The 25765-nt window shown below is 73.0% G+C and carries 26 protein-coding genes and 2 pseudogenes; 15 read left to right on the forward strand and 13 right to left on the reverse strand.

From position 1 onward, the window contains the following. Positions 1-18 precede the first annotated feature (18 nt). Entirely contained in the window at positions 19-414 is a 396-nt protein-coding gene (locus ACGFI7_RS22130) for a hypothetical protein (RefSeq protein WP_393407334.1), read from the forward strand. On the opposite strand, the gene ACGFI7_RS22135 is transcribed toward ACGFI7_RS22130, so the two are convergent. Beyond that, complete coding sequence (locus tag ACGFI7_RS22135; RefSeq protein ID WP_393407337.1) at positions 399-980, reverse strand: hypothetical protein; 582 nt, start codon at positions 978-980, stop codon at positions 399-401. The two genes, ACGFI7_RS22130 and ACGFI7_RS22135, sit on opposite strands and share 16 nt — an antisense overlap. A gap of 145 nt (positions 981-1125) precedes the next feature. Between ACGFI7_RS22135 and ACGFI7_RS22140 the strand changes: the two genes are divergently transcribed. After that, the gene (locus ACGFI7_RS22140; protein WP_393407339.1) at positions 1126-1638 is read left to right on the forward strand and encodes a hypothetical protein; all 513 of its coding nucleotides are present in this window, start codon (positions 1126-1128) and stop codon (positions 1636-1638) included. On the opposite strand, the gene ACGFI7_RS22145 is transcribed toward ACGFI7_RS22140, so the two are convergent. The 3 genes and pseudogenes from ACGFI7_RS22145 to sigJ form a co-directional block, all read right to left on the reverse strand. Next, positions 1623-2018, reverse strand: coding sequence for a TOBE domain-containing protein (locus tag ACGFI7_RS22145; RefSeq protein WP_393407342.1), 396 nt, complete (start codon positions 2016-2018; stop codon positions 1623-1625). The two genes, ACGFI7_RS22140 and ACGFI7_RS22145, sit on opposite strands and share 16 nt — an antisense overlap. 184 nt (positions 2019-2202) lie before the next feature. After that, positions 2203-2580: pseudogene (locus ACGFI7_RS22150) on the reverse strand (ATP-binding cassette domain-containing protein); the annotation flags it as partial. Between the two features lie 177 nt (positions 2581-2757). Then, positions 2758-3633, reverse strand: coding sequence for an RNA polymerase sigma factor SigJ (gene sigJ / locus ACGFI7_RS22155; RefSeq protein ID WP_393407345.1), 876 nt, complete (start codon positions 3631-3633; stop codon positions 2758-2760). 69 nt (positions 3634-3702) lie between these two features. Here sigJ and ACGFI7_RS22160 point away from each other — a divergent pair, with 69 nt between their 5' ends. Beyond that, positions 3703-4440, forward strand: a complete 738-nt coding sequence (locus ACGFI7_RS22160) for an SDR family oxidoreductase (RefSeq protein ID WP_393407347.1) — start codon at positions 3703-3705, stop codon at positions 4438-4440. A 44-nt stretch (positions 4441-4484) separates the two neighbouring features. Continuing rightward, positions 4485-5222: a class I SAM-dependent DNA methyltransferase gene (locus ACGFI7_RS22165; protein WP_393407349.1), complete on the forward strand. Its 738-nt coding sequence runs from the start codon at positions 4485-4487 to the stop codon at positions 5220-5222. A 3-nt stretch (positions 5223-5225) separates the two neighbouring features. Here ACGFI7_RS22165 and ACGFI7_RS22170 read toward each other — a convergent pair whose 3' ends face one another. From ACGFI7_RS22170 to ACGFI7_RS22185, 4 genes are all read right to left on the reverse strand, one after another. Beyond that, positions 5226-6041 (reverse strand): BTAD domain-containing putative transcriptional regulator, encoded by an 816-nt coding sequence (locus ACGFI7_RS22170; RefSeq protein WP_393407351.1) that lies wholly within the window; start codon positions 6039-6041, stop codon positions 5226-5228. Positions 6042-6118: 77 nt separating this feature from the next. After that, positions 6119-6796, reverse strand: a complete 678-nt coding sequence (locus ACGFI7_RS22175) for a response regulator (protein ID WP_393407353.1) — start codon at positions 6794-6796, stop codon at positions 6119-6121. Continuing rightward, on the reverse strand, positions 6778-7881 hold the full coding sequence (locus ACGFI7_RS22180) for a hypothetical protein (protein ID WP_393407355.1): 1104 nt from the start codon (positions 7879-7881) through the stop codon (positions 6778-6780). The genes ACGFI7_RS22175 and ACGFI7_RS22180 overlap by 19 nt, the downstream gene beginning before the upstream one ends. Continuing rightward, a complete protein-coding gene (locus ACGFI7_RS22185; RefSeq protein WP_393407357.1) occupies positions 7874-8998 on the reverse strand; it encodes a sensor histidine kinase in 1125 nt (374 codons plus the stop codon). Before ACGFI7_RS22185 ends, ACGFI7_RS22180 begins: the two co-directional genes overlap by 8 nt. On the opposite strand from ACGFI7_RS22185, the gene ACGFI7_RS22190 reads away from it, so the two are divergent. Continuing rightward, complete coding sequence (locus ACGFI7_RS22190; RefSeq protein WP_393407360.1) at positions 8910-9794, forward strand: ATP-binding cassette domain-containing protein; 885 nt, start codon at positions 8910-8912, stop codon at positions 9792-9794. The two genes, ACGFI7_RS22185 and ACGFI7_RS22190, sit on opposite strands and share 89 nt — an antisense overlap. Here ACGFI7_RS22190 and ACGFI7_RS22195 read toward each other — a convergent pair. After that, complete coding sequence (locus tag ACGFI7_RS22195) at positions 9783-11000, reverse strand: hypothetical protein (RefSeq protein WP_393407362.1); 1218 nt, start codon at positions 10998-11000, stop codon at positions 9783-9785. The two genes, ACGFI7_RS22190 and ACGFI7_RS22195, sit on opposite strands and share 12 nt — an antisense overlap. 171 nt (positions 11001-11171) lie before the next feature. On the opposite strand from ACGFI7_RS22195, the gene ACGFI7_RS22200 reads away from it, so the two are divergent. Both ACGFI7_RS22200 and ACGFI7_RS22205 read left to right on the forward strand, forming a co-directional pair. Then, on the forward strand, positions 11172-12116 hold the full coding sequence (locus ACGFI7_RS22200; RefSeq protein WP_393407365.1) for an NAD-dependent epimerase/dehydratase family protein: 945 nt from the start codon (positions 11172-11174) through the stop codon (positions 12114-12116). Continuing rightward, the gene (locus ACGFI7_RS22205; protein ID WP_393407367.1) at positions 12113-12967 is read left to right on the forward strand and encodes a glycosyltransferase family 2 protein; all 855 of its coding nucleotides are present in this window, start codon (positions 12113-12115) and stop codon (positions 12965-12967) included. Before ACGFI7_RS22200 ends, ACGFI7_RS22205 begins: the two co-directional genes overlap by 4 nt. A 47-nt stretch (positions 12968-13014) precedes the next feature. Here the strand turns inward: ACGFI7_RS22205 and ACGFI7_RS22210 are convergent. The 3 genes and pseudogenes from ACGFI7_RS22210 to ACGFI7_RS22220 all read right to left on the reverse strand — a co-directional run. Then, positions 13015-13353: pseudogene (locus ACGFI7_RS22210) on the reverse strand (GtrA family protein); the annotation flags it as partial. A 29-nt stretch (positions 13354-13382) separates the two neighbouring features. After that, the gene (locus ACGFI7_RS22215; protein ID WP_393407370.1) at positions 13383-14129 is read right to left on the reverse strand and encodes a class I SAM-dependent methyltransferase; all 747 of its coding nucleotides are present in this window, start codon (positions 14127-14129) and stop codon (positions 13383-13385) included. Then, a complete protein-coding gene (locus tag ACGFI7_RS22220) occupies positions 14126-15289 on the reverse strand; it encodes an NAD-dependent epimerase/dehydratase family protein (RefSeq protein ID WP_393407373.1) in 1164 nt (387 codons plus the stop codon). The genes ACGFI7_RS22215 and ACGFI7_RS22220 overlap by 4 nt, the downstream gene beginning before the upstream one ends. 308 nt (positions 15290-15597) lie before the next feature. Between ACGFI7_RS22220 and ACGFI7_RS22225 the strand changes: the two genes are divergently transcribed. From ACGFI7_RS22225 to ACGFI7_RS22260, 8 genes are all read left to right on the forward strand, one after another. Continuing rightward, the gene (locus tag ACGFI7_RS22225) at positions 15598-16833 is read left to right on the forward strand and encodes an ABC transporter substrate-binding protein (protein WP_393407376.1); all 1236 of its coding nucleotides are present in this window, start codon (positions 15598-15600) and stop codon (positions 16831-16833) included. Between the two features lie 23 nt (positions 16834-16856). Continuing rightward, positions 16857-17774 (forward strand): branched-chain amino acid ABC transporter permease, encoded by a 918-nt coding sequence (locus tag ACGFI7_RS22230; RefSeq protein WP_393407378.1) that lies wholly within the window; start codon positions 16857-16859, stop codon positions 17772-17774. Next, on the forward strand, positions 17771-18748 hold the full coding sequence (locus tag ACGFI7_RS22235) for a branched-chain amino acid ABC transporter permease (RefSeq protein ID WP_393407380.1): 978 nt from the start codon (positions 17771-17773) through the stop codon (positions 18746-18748). Before ACGFI7_RS22230 ends, ACGFI7_RS22235 begins: the two co-directional genes overlap by 4 nt. Beyond that, positions 18745-19473, forward strand: a complete 729-nt coding sequence (locus ACGFI7_RS22240) for an ABC transporter ATP-binding protein (RefSeq protein WP_393407382.1) — start codon at positions 18745-18747, stop codon at positions 19471-19473. The genes ACGFI7_RS22235 and ACGFI7_RS22240 overlap by 4 nt, the downstream gene beginning before the upstream one ends. Continuing rightward, positions 19460-20140 (forward strand): ABC transporter ATP-binding protein, encoded by a 681-nt coding sequence (locus ACGFI7_RS22245; RefSeq protein ID WP_393408583.1) that lies wholly within the window; start codon positions 19460-19462, stop codon positions 20138-20140. Before ACGFI7_RS22240 ends, ACGFI7_RS22245 begins: the two co-directional genes overlap by 14 nt. Positions 20141-20312: 172 nt before the next feature. Continuing rightward, a complete protein-coding gene (locus ACGFI7_RS22250) occupies positions 20313-22172 on the forward strand; it encodes a cellulose binding domain-containing protein (protein WP_393407383.1) in 1860 nt (619 codons plus the stop codon). Positions 22173-22307: 135 nt separating this feature from the next. After that, positions 22308-23063, forward strand: a complete 756-nt coding sequence (locus ACGFI7_RS22255) for an SDR family oxidoreductase (RefSeq protein ID WP_393407385.1) — start codon at positions 22308-22310, stop codon at positions 23061-23063. Positions 23064-23185: 122 nt separating this feature from the next. After that, on the forward strand, positions 23186-23596 hold the full coding sequence (locus ACGFI7_RS22260; protein WP_393407387.1) for a YkvA family protein: 411 nt from the start codon (positions 23186-23188) through the stop codon (positions 23594-23596). Between the two features lie 10 nt (positions 23597-23606). On the opposite strand, the gene helR is transcribed toward ACGFI7_RS22260, so the two are convergent. Continuing rightward, a complete protein-coding gene (gene helR, locus ACGFI7_RS22265; protein WP_393407390.1) occupies positions 23607-25754 on the reverse strand; it encodes an RNA polymerase recycling motor ATPase HelR in 2148 nt (715 codons plus the stop codon). Positions 25755-25765 lie beyond the last annotated feature (11 nt).

Below are 25765 nucleotides of genomic sequence, written 5' to 3' on the forward strand. Positions count from 1 at the left end.
GGCGGCTACGGTCGTGCCATGGACCAAGCCACCCCCATGCCCCGGCCGGTGCGGACCGCCGTGATCCTGCTCTGGATCGACATCGCGCTGATGGCGCTGGCCGTCGTCATCCTGCTGCTCATCGCCCCCGCCGTGGCAGGACAGGCCCCGCAGTCCGTGCGGTTCTACCTGATCATCGCGTGGAGCGTGGTCCTGCTCGCGCTCACCGTCTTCCTGACGATCAAGCTCATGGCGCGCAGGCGCTGGGTCCGCGTCGGGCTGATCACGATCATGGCGCTGAACGTGCTGGGCTACGTCGTCAACCTGTTCTCCGACGGCGGGCTCGGGCTCGGCGCCATCCTGGGCCTCTGCCTGGCGGTCGCCGTGATCGGCTGCCTGCTCCAGCAGGACAGCAGGGCCTATCTCGACAAGTAGCGGTCCATCCTGATCGCCATCTTCCTGGCGTCCGCCCGGTGCCTGGCCAGCGTGCGCAGCGGCTTGGCGTCGTTGTGCATGTCCCAGTAGAGCGCCACGGCGGAGCCCTCCCGCACGGCGACGAACTTCTGCGTCTGCGGGATCGGCGACTTCTTCGTGGCCTTGATCGTCCGAGCGGCCTGCATCGCCTCGTCGCCGATGCGCAGCCGCTTCGACTTGACCGTCTTGCCGCACTGCTTGATCAGCGCCCGCATCCTGGCCATCATCTTCTCCGCGCCCTTGGCGCTGCCGAACACGAACACCTGCTCGCCGCGCCTGCGGTCGGTGCGCTCACCGCCGCCGATCTGGGTGTCGTACGAGGCGTCGCGCCTGGCCTTCCACCCGGAGAGCGTGACGGGGGCGCACTGGATGTTCCACACGTCTTCCATGTCGTCCTGGCTGACGAACCAGTGGTCCTGGTCCTGCCGGGCCTGCTTCTCGTACAGCAGGAAGTTCTTCGGGATGGTGGGCGCCTGGGCGGGCGCGAGCAACGCACCCGCCACCACCAACGCGATCGTCTTCAGCATGCGCCGACGGTATCGGAGTTTGTCGACATACGTCCGCGGGGTCCGTCGGCAAGGAAGTTGAAAGTGACGTATTCCACCTGGCAAGGGGCTTGAAAGCGATGCGACGGACAGTGCGGTCAGGAACCTCCGGAAAGGAACCGCACCGATGTCGCTCTCCCGCCCCGTCGCCGCTCTCGCCCTCGCCGCCGGCGCCCTGCTCGTGATCGCCCCCACCGCCCAGGCCGCGACCGTCGCCGCCCCCACCGGCACCGTCTCGGCCGGCACCGAAGCCGGCGCCGCGACCGCCTTCTGGGGTCCCCGCTACGCCCCCGGCAAGAAGGCCAAGGCCCTCGGCACCCTGACCGCCAAGGGCGAGGATCACGCCGACCTCCCCACCGCCGACACCGTGAAGATCACCGGCAAGGTCTACGACCACGCCGCCTCGTCCAAGGTCTGCGGCTGGGCCGTGTTCCGCATCACCTACCGGGCCGGGAACCAGCTGCCGTTCAAGCACCGCAGCATCCGTGACTGCACGTACCGGACCGCCAAGAACTTCTCGTTCACCTACCGCGACGTCTACCAGGTCGAGCTCAAGGTCTGCTCCGAGGGCAAGCGGTCCAAGCCGTCCGACGTCTGCCTGTACGCCGGCACCTGGAAGACCCTCTACCTGTCCAAGTGAGCCCGCTCGTCCCGCACCCGCACGCCCGAGCCGGCGGCGACCGGGACGGCGTGGCCGGGCACCCGGACGGTGACGCGGGTGCCGTCGGAAAGCCGCAGGGTGACCGTGGCGTCGTGGCCGTGGAAGGTGTGGCCGGTCACGGTCGCCTCGACGCCCGGCCCCGCCGCGAGCACGATCCGCTCGGGCCACACCATGACCGTCAGCGCGCCGGGGCCGCCGGGGACCTCGTCCGCGGCGACCGGGCCGAGCGGCGTGAGCAGCCCGGGGCCGGTGACCGGGAGGAACACGGCCTCGCCCACGAACGCCGCCACCCACGGGTCGACCGGCCGCCGGTAGACCTCGACGGCGGGTCCGCTCCGCAGGACCCGGCCGTCGCGCATCACCGCGACCTGGTCGGCGACGGACAGCGCCTCGTTCTGGTCGTGGGTGACCCAGGATGCCGGTCGCCTTGTCGGCCCGCAGCGCGCCGCGCACGTCCGCGCGTAGCCCTGCGTCGAGCGCGCTGAACGGCTCGTCGAGCAGGATGACCGAGGGCCGCGGCGCCAGTGCGCGGGCGACGGCGACGCGCTGCTGCTGACCGCCGGACAGGCGGTGCGGCATCCGGTCGCCGTGGCCGGCCGGCCCGACCAGGTAGAGCACCTCCTCGGCCCGGCCTGAGCGGCGTTCCTCGCGGGTCAGCCCGTACGCGACGTTGTCCCGTACGGACAGATGGGGGAAGAGCGCGCCCTCCTGCGGGACCGTGACGACGTGCCGCCGCTCGGGCGGCGTGTGCGTGCCCGGCCCGGCGACCACGCGGCCGTCCACGAGGATCTCGCCGCCGTCGAGCCGTTCGAAGCCCGCCAGGCAGCGCAGCAGGGTGGTCTTGCCGCAGCCGGACGGGCCGAGCACGGCGGTCAGCGTGCCTTCGGGGACGGTGAGGTCCGCCCCGCGGAGCGCGGCCACCCCCGCCGAAGCGCTTGACGAGTCCCCGCAGTTCCAGTCGGCTCATCGTGCGGTCTCCGCGGTGAGAACGCCGGTGCGCGCGGTGAGCAGCCACGCGGGCAGTGACGAGAGCAGCACGAGCAGCGCCGCGTACGGGGCCGCCGCGGCGTACGCCCGGTGTCGATCGGTCCGGCGCCGTCAAGTGCCGGGAAGCAGCCGCTGGAGGCGCTCCGGGTCGGCTATCACGTCGATGGCCGCGATCCGGCCGTCCGTGACCGTGAACGCCATGATGGACAGCGGCCGGTCCTTGGCCACGACGACCACGCCGGCCGTGCCGTTGACGAGCGCCGGGCGGGCGAACGGCGAGAGCCGCCCGAACGTGACCGCCTGCTCCGCGACCGTTCGCGCGCCGTGGAAGACGACGGTGTGGCGGGCACGCGTCACGCCGCCGTCGGAACGGAGCACGACCTCGGGGTCGAGCACGGAGACCAGCGCGTCGAAGTCGCCGTCGCGGGCGGCGGCGAAGAACGCGTTCACCGCGTCGCGCCGGCGGGCCGGATCCGGGTCCGGCACCGGGGCGAGACCGCGCACCCGGCGCCGCGCCCGGCTGGCGAGCTGGCGCGACGCCGCCGGTGACCGGTCGAGCAGCGGCGCGACCTCCTCGAACGGCACCGCGAACATGTCGTGCAGCACGAACGCCAGCCTCTCGGCCGGCGACAGCGTCTCCAGCACCACCATCATCGCCAGGCCGACCGAGTCCGCCAGCAGCGCCTCGTGCTCGGGGTCCACGCCCGCCTCCGGGTCGATCACCGGATCGGGGATGCCCGCGCCGAGCGGCTCCTCGTCACGGCGCTGCCGCGAGCGCAGCACGTTGAGACACACGCGGCCCACCACCGTGGTCAGCCACGCCGCCAGGTTGGCCACCTCACCGGTGTCGGCGCGGCTCGCCCGCAGCCACGTCTCCTGGACCGCGTCGTCCGCCTCGCTCAGCGAGCCCAGCATCCGGTAGGCCACCGCGCGCAACCGGCCGCGTTCCTCCTCGAAACACGCCGTCATCGACTCGCGCTCGTTCACCGTGTCACATTCCTTCCTCGCGAGGTGTCGGCGTAGTGGACCCACTCGATGGACTACGGGAGCACACCCATGACATCTCTCATTCTGGTCACCGGCGGTACCGGCACTCTCGGCCGCCTCGTCGTCCCGCTCCTGCGGGCCGGCGGCCACCAGGTGCGCGTCCTCGGCCGGCGCGGCGGCGACGTGACCGCCGACCTGCGCACGGGCGAGGGCGTGCAGGCCGCCGTGGACGGCGCCGGCACCGTCCTGCACCTGGCCGGCGGCGCCAAGGACGACGACGTGCTGGCCCGCAACCTGACGCGGGCCGCCGCGCGCGCCGGGGTGCGGCACCTGGTGCACATCTCGGTGATCGGCGCGGACCGGGTGCCGCTGACCTGGTTCCGCTACCAGCGGGACGCCGAGCAGGCCGTGATGGACTCCGGCGTCCCGTGGACCATGCTGCGCGCCGCCCAGTTCCACGACCTCGTGCTCAAGGCGGTGACGCAGCTGGCCAAGCTGCCCGTGGTCCCGGTCCCCGGCGGGCTCAGGTTCCAGCCGGTGGACGCCCGCGACGTCGCCGCCCGCCTCGCGGACCTGACCGCCGGCCCGCCGTCCGGCCTGGCGCCCGAGCTCGCCGGGCCGAAGGTGTACGGGATGGGCGAGCTGGTGCGCGGCTACCTGGAGGCCAGGGGCAGGCGGCGGCCGCTGCTGCCGGTCCGGATGCCGGGCAAGGCGGGCCGCGCCTATCGGGCGGGCGAGAACCTGTCGCCGGAGGCCGACCTGGGCAAGCGCACGTGGGAGGAGTTCCTGGCCGAGCGGGTGCGGTGAAAATCGCTGGACAACGCAGGCACCCTCGGGACATCGTGGGCCGGATGCTGCAGGAAGACGTCTGGGACGCCGATACCGCCCGGCGCTACGACACGCCGGGCTCCGGCATGTTCGCGCCCGAGGTCCTGGGGCCGACGGTGGAACGCCTCGCGGAGCTCGCCGACGGAGGACGAGCGCTCGAGCTCGCCATCGGGACCGGCCGGGTGGCCGTGCCGCTCGCCGAACGGGGGGTGAGCGTCACCGGCATCGAGCTTTCCCGCCCGATGATCGATCAACTGCGGACGAAAGCCGACGAGGCGACGATCCCGGTGGTCGAGGGCGACATGGCGACGGCCACCGCCCCCGGCACGTACACGCTGGTCTACCTGGTCTTCAACACGATCTCCAACCTGTTGACGCAGGCCAGGCAGGTCGAGTGCTTCCGCAACGCGGCCCGCCACCTGTCGCCCGGCGGGCGGTTCGTGATCGAGCTCTGGGTGCCCGAGCTGCGCAAGCTCCCTCCCGGGCAGCAGGCCATCGTCTGCCAGTCCGAACCGGGCTACATCCTCGTCGACACCTACGACGTGCTGAACCAGCACGTGGTCTCGCATCACTTCGGGTTCGACGACGGCAGGCAGGCCGAGCTGTTCCGCAGCCCGCACCGGTACATCTGGCCGGCCGAGCTCGACCTCATGGCGCAGCTGGCCGGGTTCGAGCTGGAGAGCAGGCACGCCGACTGGTCCGGGGCGGAGTTCACCGCCGCGTCGTGGTCCCACGTGTCCGTCTACCGCCTGCCCGGCTGACGTTCAGCGGCGGGCGGCCGCGGCGACGCGCTCGGTGAGGGTCGTGAGCAGCGCCGGGGAGACGAGGTCGAGCGCCGGATCCCGGCGGAGCACCGCCTCGTGCAACCGGCGCAGCTCCCGCCCCGGCTCGATGCCCAGCTCGCCGACCATGACCCGGTGGGTGTCGCGGTAGACCGCGAGGGCGTCCGACGACCGGGAGGCCCGGTACAACGCCAGCATGAGCTGGGCCCGGGGCCGTTCCCGCAGCGGGTGGGACCCGGTGTGGGCGGTGAGCACCGCAACCATCGCGCGGTGGTCGCCGGCCGCCAGGCGGATGTCGACGTGGTCCTCCACGGCGGTGAGACGCTCCTCCTCCAGGCGGGCGGCCTCGACCAGGGCCCACGGGGCGGTCAGCCCGGCCAGCGCGCTGCCCCGCCACAGCCCCAGCGCCCGCTGGAACAGCCCGTCGGCCGTCGCGACCTCGCCCCGGGCCCGCGCCGCCCCGGCCTGGCGCACCAGCAACGTGAACAGGTGCGCGTCGACGTCCTCCCGCGCGACGTTCAGCCGGTATCCGCCGCGGACCGTCGTGATGACCTCGTCGTCCCGGTGGCGTGAGAGCAGGTCGCGCACCTTCGACACCACGATGTGCAGCTGCTTGCCCGCCGTCGCCGCCGCGCTCTGCCCCCAGACGTCGGCCAGGAGCTGCTCGGCGAGCACCGGTCGGCCCGCGTCCAGCGCCAGCCGGGCCAGCAGCCCGGTCCGCCGCTCACCGGCCACCCTGACCGGCTCGCCGTCCACCGTGATCTCCCATGGTCCGAGGACGTTGATCGCCAGTCCCATCCAGGCCCCCCGCGTATCGGCCGTAGCTGACCACCACCCTAGGGAGAGGACCTGCTGGCCGGTGTCCGGCGAATGCCCTACACCTGGGCGTCTGTCTCGTTGAGCTCGGCAAGCGTGATGATCCCGTCGTCGAGTGCGCGGCTGACGAGCTCGCTCTTGGTCCTGGCCGCCCTCCCGGCGTTGGCGTACTTGACGCGGACCCGGGTGATGTACGTGTCGACGGTCTTGACGGTGATGTTGAGCTTGGCGGCGACGAGATCCTTGGAGGAGGAGACGAACCAGGCCCGCAGCACCTCGGTCTCGCGCTGGGACAGCCGGGGCCGGTCCGGCGACTCGTCGGCGGCCAGCGCCCCGGACAGCGACGGCGGGGTGTAGGGCGCGCCGCGCGCGGCGGCCCGGATGGCGGGCACGAGGTGCTCGGGGCCCTCCCTCTTGGTGAGGTACGCGAGAGCGCCGAGGTCGACGCACTTGATCGCGGTGGCGTCGTCGGTGTGCTGGGAGTAGACGATCACCCGGCGGCCGCTGCTGACGAGCCTGCGCAGCTCGCCGAAGTCCGGCCGGCCGGGCACGAGCTCCAGGTCGAAGATCACCACGTCGGCGTCGGCCCCCGGGCCGGTCCACACGTCGGCCAGCCGGTCCCCCGCGTCGATGAGCTCGATGGGCGGCTCCGCCCGAGCACACCAGGCGCTGACGCCCGCGGGGATCGCGGCGTGGTCGTCGACGATCACCGCGGTGATCACCCCGTCGGCTGCCATCGCACCTCCATCCATACCGTGTCGTCGTTCGTCAGCGTCTCGATCCGCACGCTCGGCAGGGCGGGGTCCGGCAGCTCCACCTCGCCGCTGTCGGCCACGACGCTCACCGACACCTCGCCGGAGCCGCCCACGACGGTGACCCTGGCCCGGGAGGCGGCGGTGGCGAGCACGGTCAGCACCGGCTCGGTGAGGTCACGCCGGACCGCCACGGGCGGCGTCGGCCAGCGTCCCCGCGCGTCCAGCTCCACCTCGACGCCCTTGCGGTCGGCGACGTCGGCGCAGTGGCGCAGCTCGTGCAGCAGCGGGTCGGCGACGGTGTCGGTCTCCGCGAACAGCCGCCGCATCCGGGCGGCCTCGATCGCGCAGGCCCGCTGGACCTCGGGGTCCTCCGGCCGGAGCTCCCGGCGGGCGAGCCCCTCCAGCAGCGGGATGGTGGTCGCCGACAGCTCGGCGAACCGCTGCCGCCTGCGCCGGTGCGACTCCTCGGCGACGGCCTCGGCCACCCGCACCCGTTCGAGCTCGTCGCGGGCGGCGTCGGCGGCGGCGCCGAGCCGGCCGAGGACGGCCGCGCCCACGGCCACGCAGAGCGGGAAGCCGATCACGGTCACCGAGCCGGTGGCGAACCGGGCCAGCGCCTGCCGGCTGGGCTCGTCGAGCAGGAGCAGGTGGAGCAGGGCCGTGGCCTCGTGGGCGGCCAGGAAGCCCGCCGCCGCCCGGGTCGGGCGGTCGAGCAGGACGACGAGGCCCGCCCAGTTCGCCGCGCCGAAGACCCAGTCGACGGTGGTCGACGTCCGGCCCTCGGGCAGTGTCACGTACGAGAGCGCGGAGGCGGCGAGGACGACGGCCACGGCCGCCCACCGCCACCGGCCCCACGAGCGTCCGCGCAGCAGCAGCGCCGCCTCCCCGGCGAGCACGGCGGCCAGCAGCGCGAGGACCGCCGCCTGCGCGCAGGGGGCGGGGTACCCGTCCCAGTGCCGCAGCATGTTCGTGCCGCCGAGCCCGCACCCGATGGCCGCGGCGACGAGCAGCACCGCCACCCGCAGCCCCCGCCGCAGCTGGACGCCGGTCCGCCCGGCCTCAGCCATCGCCGGCCCGCCACTCCAGCCGGACGAGGGTGCCCTTGCCCGGCGCGGAGACGACCTCGGCCGTGCCGCCGACCCGGGCCATGCGGCCGCGCACGGACTCGCGCAGCCCGCGCCGGGTCCCCGGTACGTCCTCCGGCGAGAAGCCCCGGCCCCGGTCGGCGACGTCGAGCCGCAGCCCGCCGCCGTCGCCGGTCAGCCGGAGGGCCGCCCGGTCGGTGCCGGCGTGGCGGCGCACGTTGGTGAGGGCCTCGCGCGCCGCGTCGGCGACGGCCACGGCCACGCCGGACGGCAGCCGCAGCTCGGGCGGCAGGTCGCACGCCACGGTGAGCTGGACGGCGCCGAGGTCGGCGCGGAGCAGCTCGACCAGGTCGGCGTGCGGGTCCGCGCGCCTGCTGTCGGAGCGCAGCCGGTCGAGGTCGCGCCTCGCCTGGGCGGCCAGCAGGCCGGGGTCGGCGCCCGTCCGGCCGGTGCCCACCATGAGCAGGGTCGTCGCGGCGGTGTCGTGCAGCGCGTTGGCGAGCTCGCGCTCCTCGGCGCGGGCGGCGGCCGCGGCCTGGGCGGCGGCGCGGGCCTCGGCCGCCTCGGCGGCCATCCGGTCGGCGCGGTCGGCCGCGCGGCGCAGCAGCTCCCAGGCGGCGCGGGACAGCGCGGCGGCCGGGATCGCCCACAGCGTCCCGGTGACGAGGCCGCTGTCCAGCCGCATGGCGTCCGCCGTGACCAGCAGCCCCGCCGCCCCGCCCCCGGCGACCAGCGCGGCGGCGCCGCCCGCGAGCAGCGGGGTGTGCCACTGGCAGGTCACGCAGGCGAAGGTGACCAGCAGGCGCAGCCAGCCGGTGTTGCGGTCCTCCACGGCGCTGGTGAGCAGGACGCTCGCGCACAGGGCCAGCAGGGCGAGCACGTCCAGGGCGACGGGCGCGACGCCCCGGCCCGCGTCCAGCCACCAGGCATAGCCGCAGGTCCACGCGGCAGCGGCGGCGACGACCGGGACCGTCGCGACTATGGCGTCCGGCGGCGCCCGGAGCAGGGCGATGGCGCAGATCGGCGCCAGGGTGGCCAGCCGCACGGCGGCCGCGTACCGGCGGCCGAACAGCACCAGCAGCCGTCCAGCCTCCTCCACTCCCCGTCACCCCGTCCCGCTGCGGCCGTGCCCCTCAGGCAGCCTAACGATCGACCCACCGGACCGGGGAAAGATCAACACAAGTGTCAGGATTCGTGCAGAATCCTTTCCAGCCCGTCGAGGACCAGGTCGAGCCCGAACCCGAACTCGTCCCCGTAGGCGTAGCCGGGCTGCCGGGCTGTCGATCGCGGAGAACGCGTGCGCGGCCAGCGCGACCGAGAACCCGCCGGCAGGTCGGCGACCCGGTCCTGGCGACCAACCGCACCCGCCGGGTGGACTTCACGCTGTTCATGGTGCACGCCCTCACCGACGACTCACTCGTCCAGGAGGCCCCCGCGATCGTCGGCTGCAAGACCCCCTCCGCGCTCGCCCACGCCGCGACGCGCAGCGCCACCGGGCCGCGCGGATCGGCCTGCTCACCCAGGAGTCGTCCCCGCCGTCCCGGCGCAGGGCCGTGGAGGTGTACGAGGCCGCGATCGGCCGGCTCGTCACCTCCGGCGCGCTGCGGGAGCCCGACCAGGTCGGCCTCTCCCAGCTGGGCCTCCTGCCCGCCGAGGCCGCCCGGCGGCCGGTGACGGAGCTGTCGGTCGGCCAGCGGCGGCGGCTCGACCTGGCCGTGGTGCTGGCCGCGCGCCCGCACGTCGTGCTGATGGACGAGCCGACCAACCATCTGTCGATGACCCTGGTCGAGGAGCTGACCGAGGCGCTGGGCGCGACCGCCGCGGCGGTGGTGCTGGCCACGCACGACCGGCAGCTGCTGCGGGACACCGAGGGCTGGCCGCGGCTACGGCTCTGACCGCGCCTCGGTCTCCCGTACCGGCTCGGCGGCACGCGCGGCCGGCCTCGGCGGCAGGGCGGCGATCAGGAAGGGGATGACCAGGAAGGAGGAGAACGCCCACACGCTGTGGAACTGACCCCACCACAGCCCGGTGAACGGCTGCACCCGCAGGTAGCCCGCCGCGGCCCAGGCGCCGGTCGCGACGATCAGCGGCCAGGTGCCGCGGCGGGGACGGGCGAGCAGGTAGGGCACCGGCCACATCAGGTACTGAGCGCCGAGCCGGTACGTCAGGATCAGGAAGACGAGCAGCAGCACCAGCGTGAGGTCGAGCGGATCGGCCCCCCGCCACCACCAGGCGGCCGCGAGCAGCCCGGCGACCAGCACGAGCGTGCCGATCCGGCCGAGGGTGACCGAGACCGTCTGGTCGCCGCCCGTCACCAGGGCGGTCCAGCCCCAGTCGCCCACCACCGGGCGGGTCGACATGATGGCCCGCCCGAGGTCGACCAGCCCGGTGACCGGCGTGTCGAGGAACACCGAGCTGCTGAGCAGCCAGAGGGCGGGCACGGCCGCGGTCCAGCCGAGCGCCACCAGGCGGCGCGCCCCGGCGACGGCGAGCACCACCCCGGGCACGAGCAGCACCGACCAGTTGGTGCAGGACACGGACAGGCCCATCAGCAGACCGGCCCAGTGGGCCCGGCCGGCCCGGGCGACGACCAGCGCGGCCACCCCGAACACCAGGGTGAGCGGCGGGAACTGGCCGTGCAGTCCGCTGACCATGATGCCGATGGGCACGCACGCGTACTGGAAGCCGCGCAGCGCCCCGCGCTCGTCGGCGAGCCTGGCCACCAGCGGGATCAGCGCGAGGTCGGCCAGCACCGGGATGATCCGGCCCGACACGTTCCAGGAGAGCCCGAGCAGGTCGCCCAGCTCCCTCTGGCCCGCGAGCACGTAGGCGAGGAACGGCAGGAAGTGCCAGCCGCCCTCGCGCATGTGGGTGGTCGGGTTGCGCCCGGCGAGCACCTCGTCTGCGGCCATCGGGAAGTCGACGCCGAAGTCGTACGGCTGGACCGGCTCCTGCGCGGCCCAGGCCATGGCCACGATCCGCAGCACGGCTCCGACGCCCAGCGCCGCCCACAGCGGCGGCGCCCAGCCGCGCCGCTGCGCGACCAGGGCCAGGACGAGGCCGGCCACCAGCGGAGGGCCCACCACCAGTGCTGGGCTCACTGCGCATTCCTCCAACTGCTTCGCGGTCGGTCGTCAGGACGGGAGAGACGGTAGCTTACGCAGCGAGCCCAAGGGTTTGCTGGGAATGACCTTCCCGGGGCCGGACAAAGCGGGTGCGCCACCGGGATGCCGGTATCGTCGCTGGGACCCGAGTGAAAGGAATGCCACGAGATGCCGGAGGTGGCCGGAGCCCGCGTGCTCGTGACGGGCGGTTCGGGGTTCATCGGGAGGCGGCTGGTGTCCGCGCTGCTCGCCGAGGGGGCCGCGGTGACCGTCGCCGACCTGCACGCCCACCCGGATGCCCAGGTCACGTCCGTCGTGGGCGACCTGCGCGATCCCGGGGTGCGCGAGCGGGCGGTCGTCGGCGGGCTCGACGCGGTGGTCCATCTCGCCGCCGTCACGTCGGTGCTCCGTTCGGTCGAGGACCCTGCCGGGACCTACGCGACCAACGTCGAGGCCACCGCGGGACTGCTGGAGCTGGCCAGGGAGCGCGGGGTGCCGCGGTTCCTGCTGGCGTCGACCAACGCGGTCACCGGCGACGTGGGCGGCGCCCGCATCAGCGAGGATCTCGCGCTGCGCCCGCTCACGCCGTACGGCGCGACGAAGGCGGCGGCGGAGATGCTGCTCAGCGCCTATTCCGGGGTCTACGGGATGCGCACGGGCGCGCTGCGCTTCGCCAACGTGTACGGGCCGGGCATGCTGCTCAAGGACAGTTTCGTCCCGAGGCTGATGAGGGCGGCCGCGGCGGGTAGTGGGGTCCAGGTGTACGGGGACGGGGGCCAGCTCCGCGACTACGTCCATGTCGACGACGTGGTCCAGGCGATCCTGCTCGCCTGGCGCGCGGACCACGACGGTCCGCTGATCGTCGGGTCGGGCGTGTCGGTGAGCGTGAACGATCTGATCGACGCCGCCAGGAAGGCCACGGGGGCGGCGATCCCGGTCGAGCACGTCCCGGCCAAGCAGGGCGAGATGCCGGCGGTGGTGCTCGACATCTCGGCGGCGCGGGCGCTCGGGTATCGGCCGCGCCACGACATCACGTCGGGGATGGCGACGGTCTGGCCGGACTTCCGGCCCGCACAGCCGACAAGAAGCGATACGACGGAGGATGACGCATGACGAGCCCGGAGACGCCGCCGGAACTCGACGCCGCCGCGCTGGCGGAGTTCACCGCCCAGCACGGCTCGGACCTGCCTCCCGTCTCGGTCGTCATCGCCGCGTACAACGAGGAGCGCAGCATCGGCGCCACGGTGAACGGCATCCCCGCGATCGTCGACGGGCTGGAGACGGCGACCATCGTGGTCGTCGACGGGTCCACCGACCGGACCGCCGCGGAGGCGCGCAAGGCCGGGGCCATGGTCTGCGACCTCCCGGTCAACCGGGGGCAGGGGGCGGCGCTGCGGCTCGGTTACCGCCTGGCGCGCGAGGGCGGCGCCCGCTACATCGTCACCACGGACGCCGACGGGCAGTACGATCCGGCCGACATCGCGCGGGTGCTCGCCCCGGTCCGGCGCGGCGAGGCCGACTTCGCCACCGGCTCGCGGGTGCTCGGGCGGCAGGAGACCCACGACCGGGTCCGCCGCCTCGGGGTGCACGTGTTCGCGTGGCTGATCAGCCGGTTCACCGGGCAGCGGATCACCGACACCTCGTTCGGCCTGCGGGCGATGCGGGCGGAGGTCACCGGGGCGGTGACGCTCACGCAGCCGCAGTACCAGTCGTCCGAGCTGCTGATCGGCGTGATCTCGCGCGGGTTCCGGGTCGTGGAGGTGCCGGCCACGATGCGGCTGCGCGCCGCCGGCACCACCAAGAAGGGCGGCAACTTCGTCTACGGCTACCGCTACTCGCGGGTCGTGATCGGCACCTGGCTGCGTGAGCGTCGCCGCCCGGTGTCGTCCTCCTCGTCGGCGCCCGCGCGCTCCTCCTCGGAGCCGGAGCCGGTGCCTGAGCCGGAGCCGGCGAAGACGAAGTAGTGGAACAGGAAGAACTTCGCCACGAACAGCAGCCCGTAGATCCCCAGGAAGACGGCTCCCACGAACACCACGCGGGGGCCGTCGGTGGCGAAGATCTGGTGACCGATCCGGTCGGCGACCCCGGTGCCCCAGGAGGCGATGACCAGCCCCGCCACCGCGGTCAGCCAGTACGGGAGCAGCTCGCGCAACGGCTTGGGCCGCCCGCGCACGTTCCAGGCCCACCACCGGTTGAGCACGTAGTTGACGACCGCGCCGAGGCCCCAGGCGACGACGGAGGCGGCCGACGGGCCGAGCAGCTTCAGCCCGTACACCGTCAGGAGCGTGACCTCGCTGACCACGCCCGCCGCCACCGACCCGAGCGCGTAGCGTCCGAAGATGCGCGGCATGGCGCCGCGCAGGAACTGTCGGATCCTGTTCACGGCGCCGCGTGCCCCCGGCTGGACGGCACCCGGAAGACGCCGAGGATCGACTGGCCGAACGGGATCGGCAGGACCCGGTCGAGCACCCGGGTGACCGGGACGAGGATCCGGTCGTACAGGCCGACGGCGCCCGCCTTGGGCGAGCCGGCCTTGCCCAGCCGCACCGCGGCCCACCAGGCGAGCCCGCCGAGGAGGTTGACCGGGCGGGCCAGCTCCACCTCCAGGCCGGCGCGCACGGCGGCGTCGCGCAGCGTGGCAGGCGTGTAGCGGCGGAAGTGGCCGACCTTGCGGTCGAAGTCGCCGTACAGGCTCATGTAGGCCGGCACCCACAGGACCAGGGTGCCGCCGGGGACGACGGAGCGGGCCAGGAGGGTGAGGAGGGCCGCGTCGTCCTCGAAGTGTTCGAGCACGTTGATGGCGATGGCGGTCTCGACCGGGCGGTCCAGGGTGGCGCCGCAGGAGAGGTCGAACTGCGCCGCCTCGACCTCCTCGCGGCCGGCGAACCCGGCCTTCATCACCTTGACCGCGTCGGGGTCGACGTCCGTGACCACCAGCCGGTCCAGGCCGGTGAACTGGCTCGCGAACTCGCCCAGCCCGGCACCCACCTCCAGCACGCTGCGCCCGCAGTGCGGGGCGATCAGGTCGAACTGGTAGCGGCGGTAGCGCGGCTTGTCGTGGCCGCCTTCCTCCCGCTCGGCGGTCCGGCCGGTGGCGCGGGCGAACGCGCCTTCCTCGGCGCTCACCGCCGCGGCCCGCTCACGGCGCCCCGCCAGTCGACACGCGGCCGCATGGCGTCGAGGTCGACCCGGTCGGCGTAGCGCTTGGCCACGTCGAACAGCGACGTGATCAGCGTGTCGGAGAGCAGGTGGGGTTCGAGGCCGAGCTCGACCAGGCCGCTGTGGACCACCTTGTAGTAGTGCTCCTCCTTCTCCACGCGCGGGTTGTCGAGGTGGTCGACGACCACGTCGTCGGGGAAGCTGCGCGCGACGGTCTCGGCGATCTCGGCGACCGACAGCGACTCGGTCATCTGGTTGAACACCCGGAACTCGCCGCGCTCGGCGGGGTTCTCGCAGGCGAGCTGGATGCACCGGACGGTGTCGCGGATGTCGATGATGCCGCGCGTCTGGCCGCCCGTGCCGTAGACGGTCAGGGGGTGGCCGAGCACCGCCTGGACGACGAACCGGTTGAGCACGGTGCCGAACACCGCGTCGTAGTCGAACCGGGTGGCGAGCCGGTCGTCGAGCGCGGTCTCGGGGGTCTGCTGGCCGTAGACGACGCCCTGGTTGAGGTCGGTCGCGCGCAGGCCCCAGATCCGGCAGGCGAACTCCATGTTGTGGCTGTCGTGCACCTTCGACAGGTGGTAGAAGGAGCCCGGCCGCTTGGGGTAGAGCACCCGGTCCTTGCGACCCTTGTGCTCGACCTCCAGCCAGCCTTCCTCGATGTCGATGTTGGGGGTGCCGTACTCGCCCATGGTGCCGAGCTTGACCAGGTGGATGTCGGGGTCGGTCTCGGCGATCGCGTAGAGCACGTTGAGCGTGCCGGCGACGTTGTTGACCTGTGTGTAGACCGCGTGTTTGCGGTCGATCATCGAGTAGGGGGCGGCCCGCTGCTCGGCGAAGTGGACCACGGCCTCCGGGCGGAAGTCACGGATCATGTCGTACGTGAAGTCGGCCTCGGTCAAGTCGCCGATGTACGCCTTGATGGTCTTGCCCGTCAGCCGCTCCCAGGTGGCGATCCTGGTGTGCAGGGATTCGATCGGCACCAGGCTTTCGACGCCGAGTTCGAAGTCGTACTGCCGTCTGACGAAGTTGTCGGCGACGGCGACCTCATGCCCGCACTGCGAGAGGTGGAGCGCGGTGGGCCAGCCGAGATAACCGTCACCGCCGAGGACCAAGATCCGCATTGACCTGACTTTCTGACTACGATGCGACAGGGGCGAGGGCATACCATGCGCGTACGGGGTGTAGCGCGCCGGATGTGAGAGTGTTCCCCCCGCTGTACTCATCACACTCGTACCACATGACTGATCCTCGCCTTCCTATCTCGCGGCAGTTCACAGCAGGTTGACAGGCATGACAGCCGCCTCGGAGTGACGGTGGCGCACGTCACAGCTTCGCCCTGGCTGCTTGACCGGTGCTGGGACCTGCTGCCACCATCAGCGAAACAGCGTTCCGGCAAGCGGAACCGCGGTATCCCCCCAAGGACGACGCGATGCGCCTCAAGTCCTGTATCGCCATAGGTACGTTTCTTGCCCTGTCTCTGACCGCTTGCGGCGGTTCGGCTCCCCAGGGGGCTGCCGCACCTGACACAGCGGACACGTCGGGCACCATCAAGATCGGATCCATTCACCCCCTCACCGGCGCGCTGGCCTTCGACGGCCAGCAGATGTCCAAGGCGATCAAGTTCGCCGCCGAGGAGATCAACAACGCCGGCGGCATCAAGTCGCTCGGCGGCGCCAAGCTGGAGATCCTCGACGCCGACAGCCAGGGCAAGCCCGAGGTCGGCCAGAGCGAGGCCCAGCGCCTCACCCAGGCGGGCGCCGTCGCGCTCGTCGGCCCCTACCAGAGCGCGGTCGCCGCGCAGGTGGCGACGGTCGCCGAGCGCAACAAGGTGCCGTTCGTCATCGACGTGGGCTCCGCCGACGACATCCTCAAGCAGGGCTATACGTATACCTTCCGGCTCCAGCCCTCCTCCGACGCGCTCGGCCGGTTCGGCGCGCGTTACCTCAAGGAGCTGGCCGACCGCACCGGGCAGAAGATCACCAAGGTCGCCTACCTGCACGAGCAGACCGACTACGGCACCTCGACCTACGCGTCCTTCAGCGACGAGGCGGCCAAGCTCGGCCTGGAGGTCGGCCCGCAGATCACCTACGACGCGTTCAAGGCCGCCGACCTGACGACCGAGCTCACCAAGGTCAAGGCCGCCGGGGTCGACGCGCTCGCCGTCACCGGCTACTACCGTGACGGCCTGCTGACCGCCAAGGCCATCGCCTCGGTCCAGCCCGGGGTGAAGGTCGTGTTCGGCGTCTCGCACGGCGCCTTCAGCTCGCCCGTCTTCCCACGTGACGGCGGAGCGGTGGCCGAGGGCATCTACGACTCCAACTTCAACTACGACGCCACCAAGCCGGAGTCGAAGGCGGTGCTCGACGCCTTCCAGGCCAAGCACGGCGAGGAGCTGCGGTTCATCCCGTTCACCTCGTACGAGTGCGTCCGGCTCCTCGCCGCCGCGCTGGAGAAGGCCGCCAGCCGGGACCCCGCGAAGATCCGTGAGGCGCTCGCCGGGATCTCCTTCGACACCCTGCTGGCCTTCGACGGTCCCGTCCAGTTCGACGAGACCGGGCAGAACAAGAACGCGACTCCCGTCGTCCTCCAGGTCCAGGACGGCAAGGTCGTCCCGGTGCACCCCGCGGCCAAGGCCGTGGCCGAGCCGAGGCCTGCCGCGGAGTGAATCGCCTCATCTCCCGCGCCGGTGTGACCGCTGTCGTGGCGGTCGCCGTGATCGCGGGCGCATGGGCCCGCTCGGGCAGCGGGACGGTCACCGCCCAGGCGGTGCTGACCGGCCTGCTGCTCGGCGGGGTCTACGCGCTCGTCGCGATGGGCCTGACGCTGATCTTCGGCGTGCTCGACATCGTGAACTTCGCCCACGGCGCGTTCATGACGCTCGGCATGTACGCCACCGCGCTGCTCGCGGCCGGGGCGGGGGTGAACCCCTACCTGTCGCTGCTGGTGAGCGTGCCGCTGCTGTTCGGCCTCGGCTATGTCGTGCAGCGCCACATGGTGAGCCGGACGATGGGCGGCTCGCTGGCGGCGCAGCTCCTGCTGACGCTGGGCATCGCGATGCTGCTGGAGAACAGCCTCATGCTGGCCTTCACCGGCGACACCAGGACGGTCGCCGTCTCCTTCGACACCCCGCTGCGCCTGCTGGGTGCGGTGGCCGACCTCAGCCGGGTGCTGGCGTTCGCCGGCGCGATGGGCCTGGCCGGCGCGGTGTGGCTGCTGCTGACCAAGACCAGGCTGGGCACCGCGATCCGGGCGGTGGCCACCAACCCTGAGGGCGCCTCGCTGGTGGGGCTCGACGTGCGGCGGCTGCACGCGCTGACGTTCGCCGCCGGCACCGCCTGCGCCGGGGCCGCGGGGACGCTCGTGACGCCGCTCATCACGGTCGAGCCGACCGCGGGCGAGCTGTTCAACATCATCGGGTTCGTCGTCGTGGTCCTCGGCGGCCTGGGCAGCGTTCCCGGGGCGGTGGCCGGCGGGCTGATCGTGGGCCTGACCGAGCAGCTCGGCGGCATCTACCTGCCGGGGCAGAGCCCCCTGCTGGCGGTGTTCGCGGTGTTCGTGCTCGTCCTGCTCTGGCGCCCGCAGGGCCTGTTCGGGAGGCCCGCATGACCAGAAGGCTCGTGGTGCTCGCCGTGATCGGCGTGGCACTGGCCCCGCTGCCGCTGCTGCTCCCGCCCGCTCAGGAGGCCGTCGCGGTCCGCGCGCTGCTGTTCGCGATGATGGCCGTGGCCTGGAACCTGATGAGCGGGTTCGGCGGCCTGTTCAGCTTCGGGCACGCCGCCTACTTCGGGCTGGGCGCCTACACCACCGCGCTGCTGACCATCGAGCTGGGGCTCTCGCCCTGGCTGGGACTGGTGGCCGGGATGGCGGTGGCCGCCGTCTTCGGCGTGATCACCGGTTACCTGGCGGTCCGCTACCGGTTGAAGGGCGCCTACTTCGCCCTGGCCACCTTCGCCTTCGCGGAGATGCTCAGGCTGATCGCGCTCAACTCCGACCTCGTGGGCGGCGCGGTGGGCCTCACCCTGCCCGTCACCGGCGAACAGGGGTGGTGGACGCTCCGGTTCGACGTGGGCGATCCCGCGTACTTCTGGGTGGCGCTGCTGCTCACGCTCGCGTGCGTGGCGACCGTGATCGTGCTGCTCAACTCGCGGGCCGGGCTCAACCTGCTGGCCGTGCGCGAGGACGAGACGGCCGCCGCGGCCGCCGGGGTCGCGGTGATCCGGCACAAGATCATGGCCATCGGGGTGTCGGCCGCGCTGACCGCGGTGGCCGGCGGCTTCTACTCCGTCTACTACCTCTTCGTCAGCCCCGACCTGGCCTTCGGGCCGTCCGTGTCGATCCAGGCCATCCTGCCCGCGGTGATCGGGGGCGTCGGCACCGTCTGGGGTCCGCTGATCGGCGCCGCGGTGCTGGCCCCGCTCTCGGACGTGGCCGCGACCGTGGTCCGCACCCCGCCGGAGTTCCTTTCCTTCCTGCAGGGCCGCAGCGGGCTCGACGTGGTCATGTACGCGATCCTGCTGATCGTCGTGGTCCTGGCCATGCCACGCGGGCTGTACGGGAGATTCTCCAGGAGGCCACGGTGATCCTGCGATTGACGGACGTGAGCAAGGCGTTCGGCGGCCTGCAAGCGCTGAGCGGCGTGACCTTCGAGGTCGAGCCGAGCACCATCCACGCGGTCATCGGGCCCAACGGGGCGGGGAAGACGACGCTGTTCTCGGTGATCTCCGGGGAGCAGCGGCCGGACAGCGGCCGGATCGAGTTCGACGGTGAGGACGTCACCGCGCGGCCCACCCACCTGCGGGCCAGGACCGGGCTCGTCCGCACCTTCCAGCTCACCCGGCCCTTCGCCGCCCTGTCGGTCCTCGACAACGTGGCCGTGGCCGCCGGCGCGCACCACCGGGCGCGCAAGGACGCCGTCGCCGCCGCCACGGAGGCGGTCGAGAGGGTCGGGCTCGCCGCCTACCTGGCGCGCCCCGCCGGTGAGCTGCCCGCCGCCGCTCGCAAGCAGCTGGAGCTGGCCAGGGCGCTCGCGCTCCGGCCGAAGGTGCTGCTGCTGGACGAGGTGCTGGCCGGGCTGACCCCGTCCGAGCGGGAGCCGCTGGTCACCCTGCTGGCCGACCTGCGGGCGGAGGGCATGACGCTGGTCCTGGTGGAGCACGTCATGCCGGCCGTGATGCGGCTGGCCGATCAGGTGGTCGTCCTGGAGCGCGGAAGCGTGCTCGCCGAGGGTGAGCCCGCGGCCATCGCCCGCGACCCCCGCGTCATCGCCGCCTACCTGGGAGAGAATTCCGATGATGCTCTCGCTTGACGGCATCGAGGCCGGTTACGGCGGCCTGCGGGTGCTCCACGACCTGTCGCTGGAGGTGGCCGCCGGGGAGATCGTCGCCCTGGTCGGGGCCAACGGCGCCGGCAAGTCCACGACGCTCAGGGTGGCCTCGGGGCTGCTCAGGCCGTCCGCCGGCCGGGTGGTGTTCGACGGGGATGAGCTGACCGGGCTGCCGGCCCACACCGTGGTGCGGCGCGGGCTGGTCCAGGTGCCCGAGGGCCGCGCGCTGTTCGGCCCGCTCACCGTGGCGGAGAACCTCGCGATGGGCGCCTTCCACACGGGCGAGCCCGCCGACCGGGTGCTGGAGCTGTTCCCGCGACTCGCGGAGCGGATCGACCAGCGGGCCGACACCATGAGCGGCGGGGAGCAGCAGATGCTGGCCATCGGGCGGGCGCTGATGACCCGGCCGAGGCTCCTCATGCTCGACGAGCCGTCGGTGGGCCTGGCGCCCCTCATGGTCCGCGCGGTCTTCGACGCGCTCGAACGCATCCGTGACAGCGGCGTCGCGATCCTGCTCGTCGAGCAGAACGCGGCCCAGGCCCTGGCGCTGGCGGACCGCGCCTACGTCCTGGAGAACGGGGTCATCACACTCTCGGGCACCGACCTGGCCGGTGACGAACGGGTGCGCCGGGCCTATCTGGGCCTCTGAGCCTCAGGAAGGCCCGGGCGCCTTTCAGCTAGTTTCCGACATTTTCGGGGGTCGTACCGGCATCTCACCAGCCCCTTCCGGCGGACGACGCCGAAACATTTCGATGCATCGTTGACATGTTTCGGCTCGATTTTCAGACTGATCACCACCCCCACCGGAAGGGAGAGCTCTGGTGATCATCCGTACGAGAGCCGTCGCGCTGGCGGCGGCCGTGATGCTCGCGGCCGCCGGGGCCGTGGCGCTGACCCCCGCCGCGGCCGTCGCGGCCCCCGGCGTCGAGGACGAGGGCGCCGACTGCGCGGTGACCGGCCTGCCCGGCGAGGGCTCGCTGCCCACCGTCTCCAGGCTCCCCGACCCCTTCATGAGGCTGAACGGCACCCGCGTCACCGCCGCGTCCGACTGGCGGTGCCGCCGGGCGGAGATCAAGGCCCTGGCCGAGCGGTTCGTCTACGGCCAGAAGCCGGCGAAACCGTCCGGCGTCACCGGCACCGTCTCCAGGACCGGCATCACCGTGAACGTGTCACACAACGGCAGGACCGCCTCCTTCACCGCGGGCGTCGACCTGCCGAGCGGCACCGGGCCGTTCCCCGCCGTCGTCGTGCTGGGCGGGCTGGGCGCGGACACGGCCACGATCAAGGCCGCAGGCGCCGCCGTCATCAGCTACGACCCCCTGGCGGTGGGCCGGGAGGGCACGCCGCGGACCAGCAAGCAGGGCGCCTTCTACACCCTCTACGGCTCGTCCAGCGGCACGGGACTGCTGGCCGCCTGGGCCTGGGGCGTGAGCCGGATCATCGACGTCATCGAGCAGTCGGGCGGCAGCGTGCTCACCGCCGACGCGACCGGCGTCACCGGCTGCTCGCGGTACGGCAAGGGCGCCTTCGTGGCCGGCGCGTTCGACCAGCGCATCGCGCTCACCATGCCGATCGAGTCGGGCAGCGGCGGCGTCGCCGCCTTCCGCGTCATCCCCACCGACAGCGGCGCCCAGCCGCTGAGCAGCGCGTACGGGGAGCAGCCGTGGCTGGGCGACGCGTTCGGCTCCTTCACCGGCAACCCGGCCAGGCTGCCGGTCGACACCCACTCGGTCGTCGCCATGATCGCGCCGCGCGGGCTGCTCGTCATGGACAACCCGCACATCGACTGGCTGGCCGCCACCTCCGCGAGCGTCGGGGCCCTGGGCGGCGCGGAGGTCTACAAGGCGCTCGGCGCGGAGGCGAACATCACCTACTGGTCCGACGTCCAGGACGGCACCCACTGCGCCACCCGGTCCGAGTGGCGGGGCCCGCTCCAGCAGTACATCCAGAAGTTCCTGCGGAACTCCGGCAGCTCCACCGGGTCGATGCGGATCTCGGCGAACGCGCGCGGCAACCTGGCCGAGTGGCGCGACTGGCAGACGCCGGTGCTCGGCGGCGGGTCCGGCGACACCTCGCCGCCGACCGCCCCCGGCGGCCTGGCGGCCTCGGGCACCACGGCCACCGGCACCACCCTGAGCTGGACCGCCTCGACCGACGACACCGGCGTGACCGGCTACGACATCCTGCGCGCCACCGGCCCGAGCGGCGGCACGTTCACCCAGGTCGGCACCTCCGGCACGACCTCGTACGCCGACACGGGCCTGACACCGGAGACCACCTACCGCTACCAGGTCAGGGCACGCGACGCCGCGGGCAACACCTCGCCGGTGTCCGACACCGCGCAGGTCACCACCGGGTCCGGCCCGTCCGGCGGCGGGACCTGCACGGCCGTCCCGACCGTGCAGACGCAGTGGGGCACCGGGTACGTCGTGCAGCCGCTGACCATCACCAACACCGGCAGCTCGACGATCACCGGCTGGACGGTCACCTTCACCCTGCCCGCCGGCCACACGCTCACCGGCTCGTGGAACGGCACCGTCACCACCAGCGGGCAGACCGTGACGATCAGGAACGTGAGCCACAACGGCACCCTGGCCCCCGGAGCCGCCACGACCAGCGTCGGCTTCCAGGTGAGCCGCCCCGGCGGCGACGCCCTGCCGTCCGGCTACACCTGCGCCTGACACCTGGCTTGTCTGACTGAGGGGAATCTGTTCAGGGGGCTTTTACCCGATTAGTGTCCCTGATCGAGATCGTACGCGGCAGATTCCCCTCAGAAGCGGCAACCGGCGCCCCGGGCGGGCGGAAGGCGGTCTGGCATGAAGATCGTGGTGATCGGCGGCACCGGCCTGATCGGGTCGAAGGTCGTGGCGGGGCTCGCCGGGCAGGGGCACGAGGCGGTGGCGGCGGCGCCGAGCACCGGCGTCGACACGCTCACCGGCGAGGGGCTCGCCGAGGTGCTGACCGGCGCGTCCGCGGTGGTCGACGTGTCCAACTCGCCGTCCTTCGAGGCCGACGCCGTGCTGGCGTTCTTCGAGACCTCCACCCGCAACCTGCTGGCCGCGGAGGCGGCGGCCGGCGTCGGCCACCACGTCGCGCTGTCGGTCGTGGGCACCGACCGGCTGGCCGACAGCGGCTACTTCCGGGCCAAGGTGGCCCAGGAGAAGCTGATCGAGAACGGGCCGATCCCGTACTCGATCGTGCACGCCACCCAGTTCTTCGAGTTCACCCGGAGCATCGCCGACTCCTCCGCCGACGGGGGCATGGTCCGGATCGCGCCGGTGCTCTACCAGCCCATCGTGAGCGACGAGGTCGCCCGGGCGGTCGCCAGGGTCGCGGTGGGCACCCCGCTGAAGGGCAGGGTCGAGGTCGCCGGGCCCGAGCGGGTCCGGATGGACGCGTTCTTCCGCGACGCGCTGGCGGCCTGGGACGACCCGCGCGAGGTGGTCGCCGACCCGCACGCGCGCTACTTCGGCGCCGAGCTGGACGAGCGGTCGCTGGTGCCAGACGACGGCGCGATCCTCGGCGAGGTCCGCTACGCCGAGTGGCCGGGCCGGACCGCGCCGGGCAAGTAGCCTCCTCTAGAGTCGTGCTCACGACTCCAAGGTCGTCCCCCGGCCCCGCGAGCGTCCTCACGCCTCTGCGGCCACCCTCACGACCTTGAGGTCGTCCCTACGACCTTCAGGAGGCGCGGGCGTTGGACGGCAGGCTCGCGGTCGCCGCCGCCGTGGCGGGCGGGATCGCGCTGCTGTGGCTGCTGGCCCTGGCCGCGCTCGCGGTCGCCCGGCCGCGCGGCAACCTGCTCACCGAGGCGGTGCGCCTGCTGCCCGACCTGCTGCGGCTGATCCCGCGCCTGGCCCGCGACCCGGGGCTGCCCCGCGGGGTCCGGGTCCGGCTGTGGCTGCTGCTGGGCTATCTGGCGCTGCCCGTCGACCTGGTGCCGGACTTCGTCCCCGTGCTGGGCTACGCCGACGACGCCATCGTGGTCGCGCTCGTCCTGCGCGCCGTGGTGCGGGCGGCCGGGCCCGGGGCGCTGGAACGCCACTGGCCCGGCACCCCGGACGGCCTGGCCGCCGTCCGCCGCCTGTCCGGCCTGCCGGCCGCCTGACCCGTACGGTTCAGGAGCTCGTGAGGATGACGAGCTGCCCGGTGGCGCGGGTCATGGCGACGTACCGGTCGACCGCGCCTTCGATGCCCGCGCCGAACTCGTCCGGGTCGACGAGGACGACCAGGTCGAACTCCAGCCCCTTCGACAGCTCCGGGGTCAGCGACCGGACGCGCGGCCTCTCCTGGAACGCCGGGTCGCCGATGACGCAGGCGATGCCGTCGGCGTGCGCGGCGAGCCAGGCGTCGAGGATCGAGCCCAGCTCCGAGACGGATCCGCGGCCGACGGGCAGGCCGGTGGCGCGGATGGACGTCGGCACGTTGGCGTCCGGGATCGCGGCCCGGATGACCGGCTCGGCCTCCGCCATGATCTCCTCCGGCGTCCGGTAGTTGACCGTCAGGGAGGCCAGGGTCATCCGGTCGAGCCCGATCCGCGCCAGCCGTTCCCGCCACGACTCGGTGAACCCGTGCCTGGCCTGAGCGCGGTCGCCGACGACGGTGAAGCTCCTGGACGGGCAGCGGATCAGCAGCATCTGCCACTCGGCGTCGGTCAGCTCCTGGGCCTCGTCCACGACGACGTGCGCGAACGGCCCGGCGAGCCGGTCAGGTTCGGCGCCGGGGAGCGCGTCCTCGTCGACCAGGGCGTCCCGCAGGTCCTGGCCGTGCAGCATCGTCATGACGCCTTCGCCGTCGTCGTCGGCCTCCAGCAGGTCGTCGACGACCTTCTCCATGCGCTCGCGCTGGGCGGCGACGGAGGCGGCGCGCAGGCGCTCGCGCCGCGCGTCCTCCGGGTCGCCGAGCCGCTGCCGCGCCGCGTCCAGGAGCGGCAGGTCGGACACCGTCCAGGCCTGGGCGTCCGCGCGGCGCAGCGTGCGGATCTCCTCGGGGCTGAGCCAGGGGGCGCACAGCCGCAGGTAGGCGGGCACGGTCCACAGGTCGCCGACGAGGTCGGCCGCCTCGATCAGCGGCCACGCCCGGTTGAAGGTGGTGAGCAGCTCGCGGTTGCGCAGCAGCGACTTGCGGAGCTGGTCGGCCGAGACCTCGCCCTCGTGCTTGTCGGCCAGGATCGTGACGAGCTCTTCCCAGATCTGGTCGCGGGCCTCGTTGTGCGGGGTGCCGGGGGCCGGCGCGTCGAACGCCTCGGCCCAGTCGTCGGGGCTCAGCCGGATGTCCTCCCAGGGGGTCTTGACCGTCATCTCCTCGGTGGGCGGGTTCTCGTAGAACCTGACGGCCGGCTCGATCGCCTTCACCAGGTCGGCGGACGCCTTCAGCCGGGCCACCTCGGGATCCGTCTCGGCCGTCGCCGCCGCCCCCTCGGCGACGAGGTCGCGCAGCGTACAGGTCTGCACACCCTCCTCGCCGAGGCTGGGCAGCACGTCGGCGACGTAGGCCAGGTAGGGCTGGTGCGGGCCGACGAACAGCACGCCGCCCCGGCGGTGACCCAGCCGCGGGTCGGAGTAGAGGAGGTAGGCGGAGCGGTGCAGGGCGACGACGGTCTTGCCGGTGCCCGGGCCGCCGTCGACGACGAGGGCGCCGCGGGATCCGGCCCGGATGATGGCGTCCTGGTCGGCCTGGATGGTGCCGAGCACGTCCCGCATCCGCCCGGACCGGGTGCCGCCCAGGCTGGCGATGAAGGCGGACTGGTCGTCGAGCGCGGCGTGCCCCTCGATCCCCTCCGGGGTGAACACCTCGTCCCAGTAGTCGCTGATCCGGCCCCGGGTCCAGCGGTATCTGCGGCGGCTGGCCAGCCCCATCGGGCTGGCGTGGGTGGCGCCGAAGAACGGCTCCGCCGCGGGCGAGCGCCAGTCGAGCAGCAGCCGGCGGCCCTCCCGGTCGGTGAGGCCGAGGCGTCCGACGTAGACGGGCTCGGCGCCGTCCGCGCCGACCATGCGGCCCAGGCACAGGTCCAGGCCGAAGCGGCGCAGCGCGCGCAGCCGGGCGGTGAGCCGGTGGACCTCCAGGTCCCGGTCCAGCGCCGCCCGGCCGATGCCGCCCGGCGACCTGCGCGCGGCGTCGAGGCGGTCGGACAGGTCGGCGATCGTCTCCTGGAGACTCTCCGCGATGGCGATGAAGTGCTGCTCGTCACCGCCGATCAGCTTCGGGTCGGCCTTGGCCGAGAGGTTGGCGGGAAGATCAAACGCGCTGGTGGTCAGCGGGTTCACGTACGCAGCTC

It is taken from the genome of Nonomuraea sp. NPDC048826 (assembly GCF_043198225.1).
GTDB lineage: Bacteria > Actinomycetota > Actinomycetes > Streptosporangiales > Streptosporangiaceae > Nonomuraea.